The organism is Shewanella sp. Choline-02u-19 (genome assembly GCF_002836205.1).
GTDB lineage: Bacteria > Pseudomonadota > Gammaproteobacteria > Enterobacterales > Shewanellaceae > Shewanella.
On the sequence record NZ_PJBE01000013.1, the window covers coordinates 1,419,347 to 1,438,435 of the forward strand.

Consider the following 19,089-nt stretch of genomic DNA (forward strand, 5'->3'; position numbering starts at 1 on the left):
CTTTATGGTGCAAGATGGTAATACGATATTAGATAAGGATAAAGTTATGATGGATTATCAAAAACTCCTTGTAGTGGTTGATCCAACCACCGATAAACAAGCCGCATTAGCCAGAGCCATTGAACTAGCATCGGCTAATAATGCCAGTATTACCGTCTTTTTATCTATCTTCGATTTCTCTTATGAGATGACATCTATTTTGTCAGGCCAAGAACGAGAAGCGATGCGCGAAGGCGTAGTGGCACAACGTAAGGCGTGGTTAGATGATATTGTTGGTCAGTTTAAGACTGGAAATATCAGCATTGAATCTAAAGTCGTTTGGCACAACCGTCCTTTCGAAAGCATCATTAACCACGTTATTCAGGGCCAATATGATGTCATCGTTAAAGGTACTCATGAGCACGATAAGCTAAAGTCAGTTATCTTTACCCCAACTGATTGGCATCTGTTAAGAAAAGCTCCTGTCCCTGTTTTATTAGTCAAAGAACATGATTGGCCTGTTGCCGGTAAAATCCTCTGCGCCATTAACGTGAGTTCTGAAGACGAAACCAACCAGTCATTAAATGTTAAAATAATCGAACATGCACAAAAGCTCGCAAAGCAGTTTGATGCCCAGATCCACCTCGTAAACGGCTATCCAGGCACACCGGTTAATCTGGCGATTGAGTTACCAGACTTTGACTCTCACTCCTACAGTGAAACCATTCGCAGACAACATGAAGAACGTATTACCTATCTTGCCGAAGCCTATGATATTTCGCCTGATTTTTGTCATGTAAGAGAAGGTTTACCGGAAGATGTGATCCCAGATCTCGCGCAAAAGCTTGATGCCGAATTAGTCATTCTGGGCACCATAGGCAGAACCGGACTTTCGGCTGCGCTCATTGGTAATACCGCAGAACATGTCATCGACAGTATTAACTGTGATTTACTTGCGGTGAAGCCTGACGGATATAAATCACCTCTTGAAGAAGCTTAACGCTTAACGGGCTTTACCCGAAGTGCTTTAGCTGGAATAATACGCGCCCTGAACATTTGTGTACTAGGCGCGTTTTTTTATGTCCGAAGAATTATCACCAGAACAGATCTCTCGTCGCAGCAAACTACAGAAACGCTTGCGCTCTGAAGTTGGCAAAGCCATTGGCGACTACAACATGATTGAAGAAGGCGATCGTGTTATGTGCTGTTTATCTGGGGGCAAAGATAGCTATGCTATGTTAGATATTCTGCTTAACCTTCAGCAACGAGCGCCGATCAAGTTTGAAATAGTGGCGGTCAACCTTGACCAAAAGCAGCCTGGTTTCCCTGAAGAGATCTTACCCACCTACCTAGACACGCTTGGTGTGGCATATCATATCTTAGAAAAAGACACCTACTCTATCGTCATGGATAAAATTCCAGAAGGTAAAACCACTTGCTCATTATGCTCACGTTTGCGCCGTGGCACGCTTTATGGTTTTGCGCAAAAGATTGGTGCGACTAAAATTGCACTGGGTCATCATCGAGATGACATTATTGAAACCATGTTCCTAAACATGTTTTTTGCGGGCAGAATGAAAGCGATGCCACCCAAGCTTTTATCTGATGACGGTGCCAATATGGTTATTCGTCCACTGGCTTATAGCAAAGAAAAAGACATAGCTGAATATGCTGAGCTGAAAAAGTTTCCCATCATCCCCTGTAACCTTTGTGGCTCGCAAGAGAATCTAAAACGTGCAGCAGTTAAAGATATGCTAGTTCAATGGGACAGAGATTTCCCTGGACGTATAGAAACCATATTCACTGCGATGCAAAATACAGCGCCTTCTCAAGGTGTCGACAGGGCTAAATTTGATTTTCTAGCGCTAGAGCGTAATGCAGATGCGCCTTTGAAGGGCGATGTTGCTGAATCTGACCTACCTGCCTTTGATTTTGTTGATATCACCAATAATGGCCATATTGATTTAGATAAAGCGGCGCGTATTGATGTCGTTAGCACTTATAGTCCGAATAGCTAAGTTAAGCGTTAATCGATATTAATAAAGCCCTCTTTAGAGGGCTTTATTCGATCAGCTTAGAGGCTATTTGGCTGTCCATGGGCTAATGACTTTAGGCGCCTGACTAAACTCGATTGAGTTAAGGCTTTCAATCACTTCTTTATCCAAACGGTAAGTTCCACTAACAGGTATTTTTTTCCCATCGAGCGTTATCACAACATCGGCATCAAACTCTAAATTAAGTCCGGCTATTTCAGATGCAAAATAACGCATAGGAAACCCTTGCATCATACTTAACAGGGTATTCATTTCTGTTTGGATCTGCAGTAACTCTGCACCGTCATATGCTTGTTTTGTATTCTTTGATCTCACCTGCATCGCAATTGCGCAAGACTTCGCATCGCCATCAACATTAAGGTTAATCAGTGCTCTGTCTGATTTTAACTGTGCGTCATAAGGCAAAAATATTCTTTGGTCTTTGGTGAACGTTAATGGAAATGACTCTTTTTCAGTCGAAATTGTTCCATCAATAAGCTTGCAACCATTGGCTTTTGATACTGAAAAAGCCACTTCAACCAGTTGATAATTACCTTTATTGACTTGCTTAAGTCGCTGATAAAAACTTTGGTACTCTAACGATATAGGTTCAGCATTTACCGTTGCGCAACTAAACATAACTAAGCTAAACAGCAGGGATTTTTTCATTTTTTTCCACTAAATAGGGTTGATTTTGACGTAACATTTCAAGTAACTCATCGATATAAGCTTCTTGTCTTTCTGAATAATTCACCAGGCCATAAACAAGTTTATCAGCACTGGGCTCTTGGTTCTCCGCTCTCATATCTGCTCTAATTGACCTAAACAAGGCATAAGCAGCATTGGAGTTAAGATTGCGCATATAGGAGGCTATAGAGTCCTCAACTGTTTTAAAAACAGCAACTTCATGTGATAGCCCATTAGTGCGAGATTGTGGTACTAATCCACAGCCCTTTCTAAAGCACCATTGGCCGAAAAAGTTAAGCCCTTCTCTCGCGAAACGAGAACTGCCCCAACCCGTCTCATTGGCGGCTTGTATCAACACCATATGTACAGGGACAACATCGACTCTGACGAGCAGTTTGTTGATGGTGTTAGTATTAATTCGTCTCGAAGTATACTGGTATTTTTCTGCAATCTGTTGCAAACGGAACTCATCTGCATCAGTGAGTTGTTTGTCATTTTCAAGCTGGGTATTAATACCGATCAAAAACTGACGCTCATCTTCAATAATGGCATTTTGATGTTTAACAGATGGGCGCAGAAAATCAAAAAATGCACGTTTCTTTGCTTTTACATCTTTAATGTCGCTAAATCTAGGGACTTTGCTAACCAGTTCATTATTTCTTATGGCTTTACCTAATGGTTGCCCTTCATGAGTAAGCGAAGGGATTAGTGTTAGCCTAATAAGTAAGAAACCACCAATAACGACACCAAAAGCGATGGTAAACAAACCAACTTTACCTGTCTTCACTGCACATCCTTATAATATACAAAATATGTCTTTGCTTAACCTGTGATTTTTGTATTATATGCCAGCTAGATCAAGATTACATCGCGAAAGATTCCGATTAAATCGTTATACTTATTGCGACCAATAAAACATCTGGGTATTCAGGAAGGAGACCCCCCATGGAACACAATGCACTTAATCAATATCAGCAAGTCGTCGCCATTGGTGGCGGACATGGCCTAGGACGCGTACTCTCAGCATTGTCATTTCTTGGCCCTAAACTGACAGGGATCGTAGCCACAACTGATAATGGTGGTTCTACCGGTCGTCTAAGAGCCGAAAAAGACTGTATTGCTTGGGGCGATCTACGTAATTGCCTTACACAGCTATCTAAAAAACCTTCAATTGGTTCACTCATGTTTGAGTATCGCTTTAAGGGTGAAAGTGAACTCAATGGCCACAATTTAGGTAATTTAATGCTCACCGCATTAGATGAGCTATGCGTTAGGCCGTTGGAAGCGATTAATTTAGTGCGTCAATTTTTAAATATCACAACTCGTCTAATCCCGATGTCTGAAGAACCAACACACCTTGTCGCCATCGAAGCGAGCGGCAGAAGTGTTTTTGGTGAAATGAACGTCGACAAAATGACCGATACTCCCATAGCATTGTCACTTGACCCGTTAGTACAAGCAACGTGTGAAGCCTGCGATGCAATACGCGATGCAGATTTAATCATACTCGGCCCAGGCAGTTTTTTAACCAGTATAATGCCTCCACTGCTGTTGCCTAAAATAGCAAAAGCGCTAGCCGAATCTTCGGCGGAAGTGATTTTAATTGACAATCTAACCGATGAACCGTCACCGATAGCAAATTGTGGACTCACGCAAAAGCTAGATTGGTGTCATCAAGTGCTTGGCCTTAAAATCATTGATAAGGTACTTAGCCATGCTGAAACCGCTTATCGAGAGGGTAACACCAGCTACTATCCCTTAAGAAGTTCACATCATATTGGGCTACATGATAAGCGTGCGTTGGCAAATGCACTCGCAGAAATGTTGCCAGATAAACTCAATATTGTTTAAACATTAGCAACAAAAAAAGGACCTAAGAAGGTCCTTTTTAAGTGTAATATCCGTTTATAGAACCGCGGCAATCGCCTTACATATAATCGGCATATTCGTTTTAGTCATGCCGGCAACGCTGATACGTCCAGAACCTACAATATAAACGCCAAACTCATCTTTTAGACGCTTTACCTGCGCTTTATCCAAGCCTGAAAAACTAAACATGCCATTTTGGCTAGAGATAAATTCAAAGTCTTGAGTCACACCACTTTCTTTCAATGATGCGACGAATAAAGTCCGCATTTCGGCGATGCGCTCTCGCATACCTTGTAGTTCATCATGCCAAAGTTGCTTTAACGACTCATCTTCTAAAATAGTACTAACGATCAATGCGCCATGCGCTGGAGGGTTAGAGTATGAAGCACGAATGGTGCTCTTTATCTGGCTAAAAGCATTTACCACTTCGGTATCGTTTGCGGCTACGACTGTTACAGCGCCAATACGTTCGTTATACAGACCAAAGTTCTTCGAGAAAGAGTTGGCAATAATAAGCTCGGGGACAGTGTCGGCAACAATACGTAGTCCTGTAGCATCCTCTTCAACGCCAGTGCCAAAACCTTGATAAGCGAAATCAAATAACGGCACTAATGACTTACTCACGCATAGCTGTGCTACCGCGAGCCATTGGGCCTCATTTAAATCGATTCCTGTCGGGTTATGACAACAACCATGGAGTAAAACAAGATCGCCCTCTTTTGCGCCACTCAAATCAGCTAACATGGCATCAAAATCTAGACTGTGCGTCTCGGCTTTATAATAGCCGTAAGATTGCGTCTTCAAGCCTGCAGATTGAAAAATATTTTGATGGTTTGCCCAGGTAGGATTACTGACCCAAATGGTGTCAGCTTTCGTATGTCGAACTAAAAACTCCGCTGCGACTCGAAGTGAGCCAGTACCGCCAGGAGCTTGTGCGGTTAACGCTCGGCCGTTATTAACAACGGTATGATCATTGCCAAACAATAGCGTTTGTACTGCACCGTTATACGCCTGTACGCCTTCCATCCCTAAATAGCTTTTAGTCTTCTCTGTTGCCAGTAACTTTTCTTCTGCTAATTTAACGGCTTTAAGAATAGGGGTTTTTCCAGATTCATCTTTATAGATCCCAACGCCTAAATTGACTTTATCCTCTCGGGGATCTGCTTTGAAGGCATCGGTAAGGCCTAGGATTGGATCGGCTGGGGCAAGTTCAACCTGGGAAAATATCATAACTGCTTTCCTAAATAGAGGTGTGTAGGGGGTTCTGCTGTAGTTATACCATTGAAGTCACGCCGTAGAAAGTGAGTTTTAGCGACTAAAAAATAAAATTACCCATATTATCAATATTTGTCATTTATAGCCCTAGTATGATCAATAAACAGCATTAATTAAGTCAATTAATTGATATTATCTAAATGAGTAATTTGCGATCAAAAAACACACATAAAAAAGCCCCTACACTGTAGAGGCCTTTTTAATGAGTTTGGTTTAGCCGATTTTTTCTAAACCGCCCATGTAACCACGTAACACTTCAGGTATCGTAATTGAACCGTCTTCATTCTGGTAGTTTTCAAGGACAGCCACTAAGGTACGACCTACTGCAAGGCCTGAACCATTAAGCGTATGTAATAGGCTTGGTTTCTTAGCTGTTTTAGCTTTAAAACGGGCTTGCATACGACGAGACTGGAAATCCTGCATGTTACTGCACGATGAAATCTCTCTAAAAGTGTTTTGAGCCGGTAACCAGACTTCGATATCAAACGTCTTGCTTGATCCAAAGCCCATATCACCGGTACATAGCACCATAGTGCGGTACGGAAGTTCAAGTTTCTGTAGCACTGTTTCAGCATGAATCGTCAGCTCTTCAAGCGCTTGCATTGAAGTTTCTGGTTTTACTAGCTGTACTAGCTCTACCTTATCAAATTGATGCTGACGGATTAATCCACGAGTATCACGGCCATATGAACCCGCTTCACTTCTGAAACAAGGTGTATGAGCCGTCAACATTACCGGCAACTCATCTTCATCGATAATAGTATCACGAGCCATGTTGGTCAGTGGCACTTCAGCGGTTGGGATAAGGCTTAGGCCCTGCCCCTCTTCTGTTGCGGGTTTGGTATGAAACAGGTCTTCACCAAACTTGGGTAACTGTCCTGTGCCCAACAAGCTATCTTCATTGACCAGCAGCGGAACGTAAGCCTCTGTGTAGCCGTGTTCAGTCGTATGAAGGTCAAGCATAAACTGTGCTAACGCACGATGCATGCGAGCAATTTGGCCTTTCATTATAATAAAGCGCGTACCGGTAATTTTAACAGCACTCTTAAAATCAAGCCCGCCAAGTGTTTCACCGAGTTCAACATGATCTTTGACGTCGAAGCTAAATTCTCTTGGTGTACCCCAGCGACGTACTTCAACATTACCAGACTCATCACTGCCAATCGGTGCTGATTCGTCCGGTAAGTTAGGCACGCTCATCGCAATAGCATTAAGCTCTTCAAGCAATGCAGATAATTCTAATTTCTTAGCATCAAGTTCTGCACCAAGAGTGCCGACTTTAGCCATAATAGGGGCAACATCTTCACCCTTTGCTTTTGCTTGGCCAATCGATTTTGAGATCGCATTGCGTGAAGCTTGTAACTCTTCAGTAGCGACCTGCAGCGACTTGCGCTTTTCTTCTAATTTACCTAAACGGTCGACATCTAAAATGAAACCACGAGTTGCTAAACGCTCAGCGGTTACTTCTAATTCATTTCGTAAAAATTTTGGATCTAACATGTCTTATTGTCTTAATAGTTAATAACGAGAAAACACCAATTGCTGTCCTAGAAAAACGACGAATATACACACGCCTACATTGACAACAACATTCAAAATCGCTTTAACCAAATAACCTTCTTGCATCAGCAATAAAGACTCATTGGAAAAAGTAGAAAACGTAGTGAGGGCGCCTAACATTCCCACACCAATAAATGCTTTAATTTCTGGGCTCACTTCACTGACTTGACCAAAGGCGTATACAACACCCATTAAAAATGATCCCAGTATATTGACTACAAGTGTACCAAAAGGAAATCCACTACCAAACACCTGAAGCATTAAAATTGAGATAAGATAACGTAAAACTGCACCAACAGACCCACCTAACGCAACAAAAAGTATATTACTCATATCTTTTTACCTTACTTTGCTGATTAAGAATCGCTAAGTGCTCAAGCTTTTCTTTTATTCGTTTCTCAAATCCGCGCTCTGTTGGATAATAAAAACGGCTATCGGCAATCGATTTAGGCAGGTAAACCTCCCCTTCAGCATAAGCATTGGGTTCATCATGAGCGTATCGATATCCTTCACCGTAACCGATGTCTTGCATCAGTTTAGTCGGTGCATTTCTTAAATGCTCCGGTACACTTTCATTGCCCGTTTCTCGTGCAAGCTGTCTTGCGGCTTTAAAAGCGGTGTAGACAGCATTACTTTTGGGCGCACTTGCTAGGTACAAAACAGCTTGTGCTATCGCTCTTTCCCCTTCAGAGGGGCCCACTCGATGAAAACACTCCCAAGCATTGACCGCAACAGACATCGCATTAGGATCTGCATTGCCGATATCTTCTGACGCGATGGCAAGTAACCGTCTGCCAATATAGAGAGGATCGCAGCCACCTTCGAGCATTCGGCAATACCAATAAAGCGCAGCGTCGGGGTTTGAGCCACGAATAGATTTATGTACCGCTGAAATTAGGTCGTAGTATTGGTCGCCATTCTTATCAAACCCCGCGAGTTGCTGGCCTGCCACCTGAATGATCATCGCTTCGGTGAAAACTTCACCGTCTTTAAGCATATCGCTAATCAATTCGATAAGGTTTAATGCTTTACGTGCATCGCCGTCGCATACTTGTGCTAATTTTAACGCCACATCTGGCGGTAAAATCAACTTACGCTTACCGAGTCCACGCTCTTCATCAGCCAAAGCCTGCTGGGTGATCAGACAGATCTCCTCGGTAGTCAGCGCCTTAATCAGATACACACGTGCACGCGATAAGAGTGCGTTATTTATCTCAAAAGAAGGATTTTCAGTTGTTGCACCAACAAAAATCACCGTTCCATCTTCTATAAACGGTAAAAAGGCATCTTGTTGGCTTTTATTAAAACGATGAACTTCATCAACAAAAAGTAAAGTACGTTGCCCACGAGATTGAGCAACATTTTTTGCATGTTCTATTGCACTTCTAATCTCTTTAACACCTGAGGTGACGGCAGAAATACGTTCAACATGGGCATTAACATGACTGGCTACAAGCTCTGCCAGTGTGGTTTTACCTGTTCCTGGTGGCCCCCAAAACATCATGGAGTGAGCTCTTCCAGCTTCAAGTGCTTGCCTTAACGGTTGCCCTTCGCCCAATAAATGTTGTTGTCCAACATATTGCGCTAATGTTTCCGGGCGCATTCTAGCCGCTAGAGGCCTAAAATCGGGTGCGAAATCTAAACTTAAACTACTCACGGAACACTCTTAATGACTAGACTTCAAACGTTGATCATCAATATCAACATTTTCAGGCACGATAAATTCAAATAAATTACCTTCACTCTCGGTTACATGGGTTTGATCTGTAAGAGTAAAGTTACTGGTATTGCCTTGTTGATCTTTTAGCACCATTTTAGTCAATGTTAGCTCGTTAAAGCAGACCTCAACTTCCGACACGCCAGCCTCTTTATCTATTGGGCTTATTTCAAAACATTGGCCATTATTTTCAACCTGGTATTGTGACCATGTTTGCGGATCAGAATGGACAAGTAAGGCGATAGGAGATGCACTTATTGCTTGGTTAACATCCATAACCGACACCTCTTCTGCAAAAGGATTGTAGATCCATACATCAGTACCGTCGGCGACAATCAATGATTCATCCGGCGCGGTTAAGTGCCAGTAAAATTGATTTGGCTGCGCCAGTGCAAAAATACCTTCACCCGTCTGAATCACTTTGTCATTAATATCGGTGACGGTCTGACTAAAATTGGCTTTAAGGTTATTGATTTCGGCAAGCTTTACTTTTAGCTCCTCAGAAGCATCCGCTTGAACTGAAAAATGCGCTAATAAAGGTAACCCTGCCATCGCCATAGCGATAAGTCTATTCATGTTGGTTCTCCCGGTTGCGCCCTAGGCACAACACTGATATTGAGTGTCTTCATTATTCATAACCACAAATTCATCCGCTAAACTTATTGAAATTAATCAAAGTCTTTAGGTGGAGGCGGTGCTAATACTTCACGGTTCCCATTGTGGCCTTGGGCACTAACTACACCTTGAAGTTCCATTTGTTCAATAATCCGTGCCGCGCGGTTATAACCAATTTTGAATTTTCGTTGCACACTAGAGATTGATCCGCGACGCGTTTGGGTAACAAATGCCACTGCTTCATCGTATAACACATCAGTATCTTCGTCAGATTCGCTGGCCTCACCAGGAAGCAACACCTGCTCTCCTTCTGCTGAGCCTTGTAAAATATCTGTAATGTATTGTGGTTTTCCGCGAGCATGCCAATCAGCAACAACCTTGTGTACTTCATGATCGTCAATAAAGGCGCCATGGACGCGACTAGGAACACTCGTGCCCGGTGGCAAATAAAGCATGTCACCCATACCTAATAAGGTTTCTGCGCCTTGTTGATCCAAAATCGTTCTTGAATCGATTCGTGAAGACACTTGGAAAGCCATACGAGTTGGAATGTTTGCTTTAATCAAACCTGTAATAACATCAACCGATGGTCTCTGCGTCGCTAATATTAAATGTATGCCTGCCGCACGTGCTTTTTGCGCGATACGTGCAATAAGCTCTTCAACCTTTTTACCCACAATCATCATCATGTCGGCAAATTCATCAACGACGACAACGATTGAAGGGAGCTTATCGAGCTCTGGCGCTTCGGGTTCCATGCTGTCGGATGATTTCCATAGAGGATCGACAATGGGTTCGCCAGCCTCTTTAGCATTTTTAATTTTAAGGTTATAACCTTTAAGGTTACGTACCCCAAGAGCTGACATGAGCTTATAGCGACGCTCCATTTCACCGACACACCAGCGAAGTGAGTTAGCCGCTTCTTTCATATCAGTAACAACCTCACACAACAGATGTGGGATCCCTTCATAAACTGAAAGTTCTAACATCTTCGGGTCGATCATAATGAAGCGAACATCATCTGGCCCCGATTTATACAGTAAACTAGTGATCATCACGTTTACGCCGACTGACTTACCTGAGCCAGTGGTACCTGCCACTAACAGGTGTGGCATTTTACCTAGGTCAACAATGACGGGCTTACCGCCGATATCAGCCCCAAGTACCATACTTAAATGAGATGGACTATCTCTGAATTCATCGCAATCTAATACGTCGCGCATAAAGACCGTTTCTCTAAACTTGTTAGGTAACTCGAGACCTACAAATGCTTTACCTGGTATAACTTCAACCACTCGGACACTCTCTGCCAGCAGCGAACGCGCTAAATCTTTGGATAAACTAGTGATCTTTGAAGCTTTAACGCCAGGCGCTAGTTCGAGCTCAAAACGAGTAATAACAGGACCTGGATATACGCCAACGACTTTTGCCGTAATGTTGAAATCAGCAAGTTTAACTTCGACTAATCTACCGACTTGGTCTAACTCTTCTTGGCTTATGGGGTTACTTTTTCGATTGGGTACATCGAGTAATGAAATACTTGGTAGCGGCTCCATCGCAGCTTTGCTCACCGGACCTTCCTCTTGGCCAGGTAAAATAACGATGCCATCGACGATCTTGGCTTTGCCATCATTTATGCGTTTGCTTGCGTTTACCGCGCCAGTTGATTTTTTTGCGTCAAAATCAATCGTCTCAACTTCAGGTTGAACGTCTGCAATCCAAGGCGCTTGAATTGTTGGTTCTATGGCTTGCGATGGCTGTGTTAATAAAGGTTCTATTTTAGGTTCTAACCGAGTATTAGCACTCTTTGCTGTTTCTGGGTTAACTGAATCATCCTGCTCATAAAGATTAGCATCACACGTTTCTTGTTCATCCCGTTCTTTACTGCGTTTTTCACGAAAACGCTCAACCACGGATAAGAAACCGCGAGTATCTTCAGTTTCTTCTTTATTAGGGACAAGTTTTGCGGGTAATTGTCGTAATGACTTAAAGCACCATAACGTCGCGAAGCCAGTTAAATCAATAATAGTTAGCCAACTAATACCAGTAAGCAGCGTAAAACCGGCACCCACAAAACATAATAGCAGTAGTGTTGTCCCTAACTGATTAAAGTAGGGCAGCATCGCTTGGCCTATTACATCCCCCGTGACACCACCGGCTGAAAATTCGTAAAGTCCATTTGCGTTCATACTGCCTAATGCTGCAAGGCTAAACACAATAAGAAGAAAGCCTATTAATCTCAAGCCTACAGAAAAGTAGTCAATTTCTAGCAATCTATGGGTGCGTTTAAACAGCGACCAACCCGTTAAAGCGATAATGACCGGGATGATATAAGCGGTATAACCGAAAATATAAAGTAATACGTCGGCTAACCAAGCACCAACAGCGCCGGTGAGGTTTTGAATATCTCCATCAAAATGGGATTGGCTCCAGCCGGGATCGGATGCATTAAAACTGCTTAGCGCAATAAGGATATAAGTTGCAATCATGCAACAGATGATCAGACTACCTTCTAATAGTCGTTGTACGCCGGAAAGGGTTTTTACACTAGTTGCCTTGGACAATCGCAAGCCTACAATAAAAAAGACGATAATGTCAGTAAGATACCAGAAATGAGTTTATTTTGCAGCGTTTGAGTTGGACACAATAAAGTGAATAATTATTCATGTGGAATCTTTGCATCATTTTGTATCAATTGTATTTTGTATAAAAGAAGGGAGTCGATTGACGCCCTTCTTGCACAAGAAAACAACAAAATTACATTTCAGAAGTCGTATTGATAGCCACACGATTCGTCTGCTTAACCTCTTCCATCACCACATAAGTGCGTGTATCAGAGACTGAAGGTAGTTTAAGTAAGGTTTCCCCTAATAAACGACGATAAGCGGACATATCGGATACTCGAGTCTTCAATAAGTAATCGAAATCACCTGAAACTAAATGACATTCTTGAATATCATCAAGTAGTTGCACTGCATCGTTAAACTTATCAAATACTTCCGCTGTATCACGATTTAACGTGATCTCAACAAACACCAGTAAAGATGCACCCAAAAAGTGGGGATTGACTAATGCTGTATATCCTTTGATATATCCTTGTTTTTCAAGCCTTTTAACTCGCTCTAGACAAGGAGTGGGACTCAGCCCAACACGTTTTGATAGTTCTACATTGGAAATGCGCCCATCAAGTTGTAACTCATTAAGTATATTTCTATCGATTCGATCTAAGTCTTTTATAGGACTCTTTTTATTATTAACCATATTTACAACCTTGAATTGCATCTATAACAAAATAAAACACTGTGTTTAGATAAACTTCAGCAGCATAAACTGCCGAAGGAATACTATACTAGATTTCCCTGAAACATTCACGTTCAGGCATAACAAAATAACAATTACACCCATAGAAAATGGGTTTTTATGCGAAATTGAGGCTCTAAGATGATTATAGGTGTTCCAAAAGAAATCAAAAACCACGAATATCGTGTAGGCATGGTACCTTCTAGCGTTCGTGAATTGACTCTACGTGGTCATGAGGTTTTTATTGAAACAAGTGCTGGCTCTGGCATTGGTTTTACCGATGAAGATTACGTTAATGTAGGCGCTAAAATCCTAGCAACTGCAGCTGAGGTTTTTGCCCAATCAGAAATGATTGTTAAGGTAAAAGAACCACAAGCAGTAGAACGTGCAATGTTAAGAGAAGACCAACTTCTATTTACCTACTTACATTTAGCGCCTGATTTACCACAAACAGAAGACCTTATTAAAAGTGGCTCTGTTTGTATAGCTTATGAAACGGTAACAGATGACCGTGGTGCACTTCCCTTACTTGCGCCAATGTCTGAAGTTGCTGGCCGTATGTCGATTCAAGCTGGCGCAATGGCACTTGAAAAGTCGATGGGCGGACGTGGTATGCTGCTTGGCGGTGTACCAGGTGTTGAACCTGCTAAAGTCGTTATTATCGGTGGCGGCATGGTGGGAACAAACGCTGCGCAAATGGCAGTAGGCCTAGGCGCTGATGTTGTTATTCTTGATCGTAGCATTGATGCATTACGTCGTCTAAATGCACAGTTTGATAATAAAGTTAAAGCAATCTATTCAACAGCTGATGCTATTGAAAAGCATGTTTTAGAAGCTGACCTTGTCATTGGTGGTGTACTTGTTCCTGGTGCTGCAGCGCCGAAGCTTGTCACTCGAGCGCATATTGCCGCAATGAAGCCAGGTTCTGCAATTGTAGATGTTGCAATCGACCAAGGTGGTTGTATTGAGACTTCACATGCAACAACACACCAAGACCCTACGTATATTGTTGATGATGTTGTTCATTATTGTGTCGCGAATATGCCTGGTGCTGTTGCTCGTACCTCGACTTTTGCACTTAACAATGCCACATTGCCATACATTATTAAGTTGGCTCAACTTGGTTACCGTGAAGCTTTGCTTCAAGACAAGCACCTATTAAATGGTCTTAATGTTATGCACGGTAAGATCACTTGTGCGGAAGTAGCTGAAGCGTTGAACCTTGAATATGTTAATCCAACTATCCTATTAAAATAATAGCTTAATTGATTACGATTAAAAAAAGGGAGCTTTAAGCTCCCTTTTTTTATTGCGTTTAATTAGTTACATCTCTGCAAAACTATACCCTTTACCTCTAACCGTATTGATTAAGGATTTAGGCAGCTGTATCGCTGCTAATTTTCTTCGCGTGTTACTGATATGCATATCTAAGTTTCTATCAAACTGGCCTAGTTCTTTTTGCAGTACTCTTAGCTGTAACTCTTGCTTTGCAATAACCCTACCCTTGCGTTCAAATAGGTATTTGAACAACTTAAATTCTGTTTGAGTAAAGGAAACTTCTTTTGAAGAAATAGACACGCTATAGCTACTATCATCAAACAACACATCGGTGGCTAAATCGTCGTTTATTTCAGATTCATTTCTGACTAATTCTATTCGACGTTGAATGGCTCTGATCCTTACGATTAACTCACGTTGACTGAAAGGTTTACTCAGAAAATCGTCTGCGCCTAGCTCAAATACACTAACGCGTTCACGTTCTGTATCCAGTGAAGAGATAACCATTACCGGGGTTTTATCATTGCGTAATTTTAACATCTCAATACCATTTAACTTTGGCATGTTAATATCAAGAATAATAAGATCAGGGTTAATATGCTGCAGTTTTTCAAGTGCCTCTTGGCCATCTGACGCAAGAGTAACCATAAAGTGTTCAGCCTCTAAATGGCTCTTTAATAGACTTTGTAGTACAAGATCATCATCAACGAGCAGTATGTTTTTCATTTCACGTAATCTAAATGCGAACGATTACCATTGAGATTACATTAAGAGCGTTAAATAAGCTAGTAGAGAATGATGGGATAGATCACATTTCTGTTAAATCAAAGGACTAAACAAACAAAAAACCAGCAATTATGTTAACTGCTGGTTTAATGATATTTGAATATGCTATTTATGCAGCATTAGCTCTCTAATATATTTGACTGGAGCACTACCATAACTTAAGAACTCTTCGTGGAATGCCTTAAGGTCAAAGTCCTCACCTTTCAGTGCTTTATACTCTTCTCTAAAGTCATATATTTCACGATATCCTGAATAGTAGCTAGTCAGCTGCACCTGACTCAGCGTTGCTCTACGCCACTTCCCTTGCGCCTCGGCTTGTTGCTGGAAAGCTTCATTGATCATAAGATCAAGAGCCTCTGCTTCTGTCATTCCTTTAACCTGGATACCATAGTCGAGTATTGTGTTACAGATAACACGTAGGTTCCATTTGTAATACATTAACCACATTTCAGGCTCAAAATTACCATAGCCCTCTTCTAACATCATTCGCTCAGTATAAACCGCCCAACCTTCCACCATAGCGCCATTACCAAACAAACTCTTAATTAAGCTTGGCGATTCATTCGAGTAAACCAATTGTGTGTAGTGACCGGGGATCGCTTCATGGATATTTAACACCTGCAGAATCCAATGATTATATTCTCTTAGATAACTTTCTGCGGACTCATCATTCATGCCGTCCAATGGAGTGACGTTGTAATAGGTGTTACCCGACTTTTCATATGGTCCCGGAGCACTAATCGATGCTCCAGCATAACCACGCATATAAGCTGGGGTTTCACGTACGATGAGAGGTTTATTGGGATCAAGCGTGACTAAGTCCTTTTCATTAACGAAGGCAATTAGCTCTGGGATCTGCGCCCTAACTTCATCCACAAAGTCGTCACGCTTAACATGCTTAACCGATAACTTATCGATAAGCTGTTTGATGGCCACTTTATTGTCTTTCGGCATTGGCGTATCGAAATTGGTAGGCCATAGCTTTTTGGTGATCTTTGTCATCTCTGCTTGTACGCGATTCTTATCTTCTATCGCTTTTTCATACAAGGCCTTACCGCTCATCCCCGCTTGAATGTCGTAGGCAAATTTCTGTTCATACAGCGTTTCGCCAATTCTGAAACTACGTGCGCCCTCTTTGTCTAATTTGGCTTCAAGTGCCTTTAACCAGTCGATATGTTCGTTTATGGCTATGGTGGCTTTATTGAAGCGTGTTACAAACAGTACCTTTTGCTCATTAGTTAGCTCTGAAGCGATAACCTGATCTAGAAGGTCATTGTTAAAGACAGAAAAAGCACCTTCATTTTGCATAATCGCCAGCTGTGTATGCTCTAGCGTAGGGTGACTTATATTTTCTCGAGCTGCAGCGTAATAAGCTGGGACGTTTTCCATTCTCGACAGTACTGAAGCTAAACGTTGATCTAAAGGCGCGAAATTTTCATTGATGATCTGCGCAAAGCCGCCTGAGACATTGTAGTTAGTTGGATCCCACTGCCAAGACTTAAAGGTTTCTATGTCCCAACGCATCTGACCAATCAAGTTTTCAATTAAGCGATAATCCGTTAACAAACCGGGAGTTAGACTGTCTTTGTCAAAATGAGTCAACAATGCTGATTGCTTCGATACAAAATCTAAGCTAGCTTGGCGAGCCTGCTCATTGGGGACTTTAAGCACACCGTCATACTGATGAAAACCACTATACAAAGCCCAAGTTGGCGATTCGAGCCACAAATCATCGATAAAACTCTGACTAAACTGTTGAAATGCCGAATTTTGATCTGTCATTTCAATAGTGCTTTGCTCTATAGACGTTTGAGTTTGACAGGCTGTGAGCCCAGTCAGTGATAATGCGATGGCAAGCGTTAGCGCGGCTTTTTTCATGTGAAATCCCTTAGTTATCATTATTCGCAATCTATGTAGCGATAAATTTGCAGTCAGTTAAACATGTTCTTTGTTTTTTTACATTAATAAAGTCGAGTTGGAAAATCTTTGTTACATAGTATGCATAAAACAACGCGTATTATGCATACTACTAATACAGGTGTTACTACTTTAAAGCTGCTGCTCTACCCACGCTAGCACCTCTTTAAAGCGGTAGCGTTCAAATTGTGCAAAGCCTTGCACTTGTCTCATTTTCAGTTTGGTAAACAAGGGCGTTGTTAAGCCGCATAAAAAGCGTGTTAACAACACCGCTGATGTATGCGATTTTAACTTTGAAACGGCTTCAGCGCAGATCTGCTGAAAATCATATTCAATCAAAGGTTTCAAGTACGCGGGTTCGGGTAATACCGCGATGTGATTAAGGCAGACAGAACAATGACCACACGCTGTGATGGCATTTGGATCTGAGAAATACTGCGCGAGCTGCAAACTTAAGCAACGGTCACTACCAAAAAATGACACGAGAAAATTAATTCGCTCAATTTCACTGCTCTCCTTAATGCTAAATTGCTGATAAAGCCGCTCTGCTAGTCCATCAACGTTTAATTCTGCGGCATACACGTCATAAACCTGTGTTAACTGTTTACTTTGCAGCTCTATTAGCTGTTTTTGATCTAAGTAATCTAAAGCTTTTATTGCTCGACCACGACTATTAGGGTAAATAGTCTCAAGTTGATTAAGATCAGCACTGTGCCAAATTTTAGCTTTTACAGAGGTATCGACAATCGCTTTAACAAAATGCTGGCGCTCGGGATCAAAGCGACTCAACATCGCCTCTAAAGAGGTCTGCAACTTATATTTGTATTCGGCAAAATAGCTGTATTTAGGTTTAATAACGCCTTGCATCTCAAGATAAACTAACAAGGTTTTCAAACTCAGAGGTCGAATATTTGAGGATGTAGAAAGCTGATTGAGCATCAACTCCCAAATATTACTCTGTTGAGCCACTGACTTAATCTCATCAATAACACGGGTAATAGCGTTAAGCTCAGGTGTATCGCCAAATACAAAGTTTTCTAATACATTAAGATTATCTTTATTTGCCAGCACCATACATTCGGAATCTTTACCGTCTCGCCCAGCACGTCCAATTTCTTGCGCGTAGTTTTCTATCGATTTAGGCAGATCATAATGCACCACAAAACGTATATCGCTTTTATCTATACCCATTCCAAAAGCAATAGTGGCAACAATGATGGGGACTTCACCTGACATAAAGCGAGTCTGAATTGACTTGCGTTCATCACTGTCCATTCCAGCATGATAAGCCAATACGTTATAGCCGTTGGCTTGTAAATACTTGGCGACTATTTCAGCACTTTTTTGCAAGGTCACATAAACAATTCCACTCGTGCGTTGTCGTTCATTTAACCAATTAACTAAAAATCGGGATTTATCGGCTTCTTTTATCCCAACAGCATTGAGATGTAAGTTAGATCTATAAAAGCCGGTTAATGTAATGTTTTCAGGCGCTATTGCAAATTTACTGCCCATATCGGCAATCACTTTTGAAGTTGCTGTCGCGGTTAACAGCAGCACTTGCGGAATATTCAACATCCGTTGATAACTTGGTAGTTTTAAGTAATCGGGCCGAAAGTTATGACCCCACTCCGAGATACAATGTGCTTCATCTATCACCAGTAAAGAGATTGCAATACCACTGATAAAACGCCTGAATCTTTCGTTATTCAAACGCTCAACTGAGATCATCAGCACTTTTATACTGCCATCGGTCACACCGTCTAATACTGCCGCGGCCTGCTCAGGGGTTTGAGTGGAATCAATAGATGCAGCAGAAATACCTCGAGCGTCTAAATAAGCTAACTGGTCTTGCATCAGCGCCAATAACGGCGATACAACTAATGTAAGGTTTGGCAATGTAACTGCAGGTAATTGATAGCATAGCGACTTGCCTGACCCTGTTGGGAAAATGGCAGCTGCGCTTTGACCATTTAATATCTTGCTAACGACTTCTTGCTGGCCGGTTCTAAAAGCACTAAAACCGAAATACTGTTTAAGTAACGCGTGCGCGTCATCCATACTTTGTCCTAT

The 19,089-nt window shown here is 41.8% G+C and carries 16 protein-coding genes; 4 read left to right on the forward strand and 12 right to left on the reverse strand.

What is annotated here, in order from left to right:
- Positions 1–46 precede the first annotated feature (46 nt).
- Entirely contained in the window at positions 47–979 is a 933-nt protein-coding gene (gene uspE, locus CXF83_RS12930) for a universal stress protein UspE (RefSeq protein ID WP_101091691.1), read from the forward strand.
- Between the two features lie 79 nt (positions 980–1,058).
- A complete protein-coding gene (gene ttcA, locus CXF83_RS12935; RefSeq protein WP_101091668.1) occupies positions 1,059–1,997 on the forward strand; it encodes a tRNA 2-thiocytidine(32) synthetase TtcA in 939 nt (312 codons plus the stop codon).
- Positions 1,998–2,060: 63 nt separating this feature from the next.
- On the opposite strand, the gene CXF83_RS12940 is transcribed toward ttcA, so the two are convergent.
- Both CXF83_RS12940 and CXF83_RS12945 read right to left on the reverse strand, forming a co-directional pair.
- Positions 2,061–2,681: a DUF2987 domain-containing protein gene (locus CXF83_RS12940; protein ID WP_101091667.1), complete on the reverse strand. Its 621-nt coding sequence runs from the start codon at positions 2,679–2,681 to the stop codon at positions 2,061–2,063.
- On the reverse strand, positions 2,659–3,486 hold the full coding sequence (locus tag CXF83_RS12945; protein WP_101091666.1) for a glucosaminidase domain-containing protein: 828 nt from the start codon (positions 3,484–3,486) through the stop codon (positions 2,659–2,661). Before CXF83_RS12945 ends, CXF83_RS12940 begins: the two co-directional genes overlap by 23 nt.
- Positions 3,487–3,644: 158 nt before the next feature.
- Here CXF83_RS12945 and yvcK point away from each other — a divergent pair, with 158 nt between their 5' ends.
- On the forward strand, positions 3,645–4,550 hold the full coding sequence (gene yvcK / locus CXF83_RS12950) for a uridine diphosphate-N-acetylglucosamine-binding protein YvcK (RefSeq protein ID WP_101091665.1): 906 nt from the start codon (positions 3,645–3,647) through the stop codon (positions 4,548–4,550).
- 54 nt (positions 4,551–4,604) lie between these two features.
- On the opposite strand, the gene CXF83_RS12955 is transcribed toward yvcK, so the two are convergent.
- The 7 genes from CXF83_RS12955 to lrp form a co-directional block, all read right to left on the reverse strand.
- A complete protein-coding gene (locus CXF83_RS12955) occupies positions 4,605–5,798 on the reverse strand; it encodes an amino acid aminotransferase (protein ID WP_101091664.1) in 1,194 nt (397 codons plus the stop codon).
- Between the two features lie 258 nt (positions 5,799–6,056).
- On the reverse strand, positions 6,057–7,343 hold the full coding sequence (gene serS, locus CXF83_RS12960) for a serine--tRNA ligase (protein ID WP_101091663.1): 1,287 nt from the start codon (positions 7,341–7,343) through the stop codon (positions 6,057–6,059).
- A gap of 18 nt (positions 7,344–7,361) precedes the next feature.
- A complete protein-coding gene (gene crcB, locus CXF83_RS12965; protein ID WP_101091662.1) occupies positions 7,362–7,736 on the reverse strand; it encodes a fluoride efflux transporter CrcB in 375 nt (124 codons plus the stop codon).
- Entirely contained in the window at positions 7,729–9,060 is a 1,332-nt protein-coding gene (locus tag CXF83_RS12970; protein WP_101091661.1) for a replication-associated recombination protein A, read from the reverse strand. The genes crcB and CXF83_RS12970 overlap by 8 nt, the downstream gene beginning before the upstream one ends.
- A gap of 9 nt (positions 9,061–9,069) precedes the next feature.
- Positions 9,070–9,696: an outer membrane lipoprotein chaperone LolA gene (gene lolA / locus CXF83_RS12975; protein ID WP_101091660.1), complete on the reverse strand. Its 627-nt coding sequence runs from the start codon at positions 9,694–9,696 to the stop codon at positions 9,070–9,072.
- A 92-nt stretch (positions 9,697–9,788) separates the two neighbouring features.
- Positions 9,789–12,299 carry a DNA translocase FtsK gene (locus tag CXF83_RS12980; RefSeq protein WP_101091659.1) on the reverse strand — a complete coding sequence of 837 codons (2,511 nt, stop codon included), beginning with the start codon at positions 12,297–12,299 and terminating at the stop codon, positions 9,789–9,791.
- Positions 12,300–12,492: 193 nt separating this feature from the next.
- Positions 12,493–12,996 (reverse strand): leucine-responsive transcriptional regulator Lrp, encoded by a 504-nt coding sequence (lrp, locus tag CXF83_RS12985; protein WP_101091658.1) that lies wholly within the window; start codon positions 12,994–12,996, stop codon positions 12,493–12,495.
- Between the two features lie 180 nt (positions 12,997–13,176).
- Here lrp and ald point away from each other — a divergent pair, with 180 nt between their 5' ends.
- Positions 13,177–14,292 (forward strand): alanine dehydrogenase, encoded by a 1,116-nt coding sequence (gene ald / locus CXF83_RS12990; RefSeq protein WP_101091657.1) that lies wholly within the window; start codon positions 13,177–13,179, stop codon positions 14,290–14,292.
- Between the two features lie 66 nt (positions 14,293–14,358).
- On the opposite strand, the gene CXF83_RS12995 is transcribed toward ald, so the two are convergent.
- The 3 genes from CXF83_RS12995 to CXF83_RS13005 all read right to left on the reverse strand — a co-directional run bounded on the left by CXF83_RS12995 (position 14,359) and on the right by CXF83_RS13005 (position 19,077).
- Complete coding sequence (locus tag CXF83_RS12995) at positions 14,359–15,039, reverse strand: response regulator transcription factor (protein ID WP_101091656.1); 681 nt, start codon at positions 15,037–15,039, stop codon at positions 14,359–14,361.
- A gap of 165 nt (positions 15,040–15,204) precedes the next feature.
- The gene (locus tag CXF83_RS13000) at positions 15,205–16,977 is read right to left on the reverse strand and encodes a DUF885 domain-containing protein (RefSeq protein WP_101091655.1); all 1,773 of its coding nucleotides are present in this window, start codon (positions 16,975–16,977) and stop codon (positions 15,205–15,207) included.
- A gap of 171 nt (positions 16,978–17,148) precedes the next feature.
- Positions 17,149–19,077 carry a RecQ family ATP-dependent DNA helicase gene (locus CXF83_RS13005; protein WP_101091654.1) on the reverse strand — a complete coding sequence of 643 codons (1,929 nt, stop codon included), beginning with the start codon at positions 19,075–19,077 and terminating at the stop codon, positions 17,149–17,151.
- Positions 19,078–19,089 lie beyond the last annotated feature (12 nt).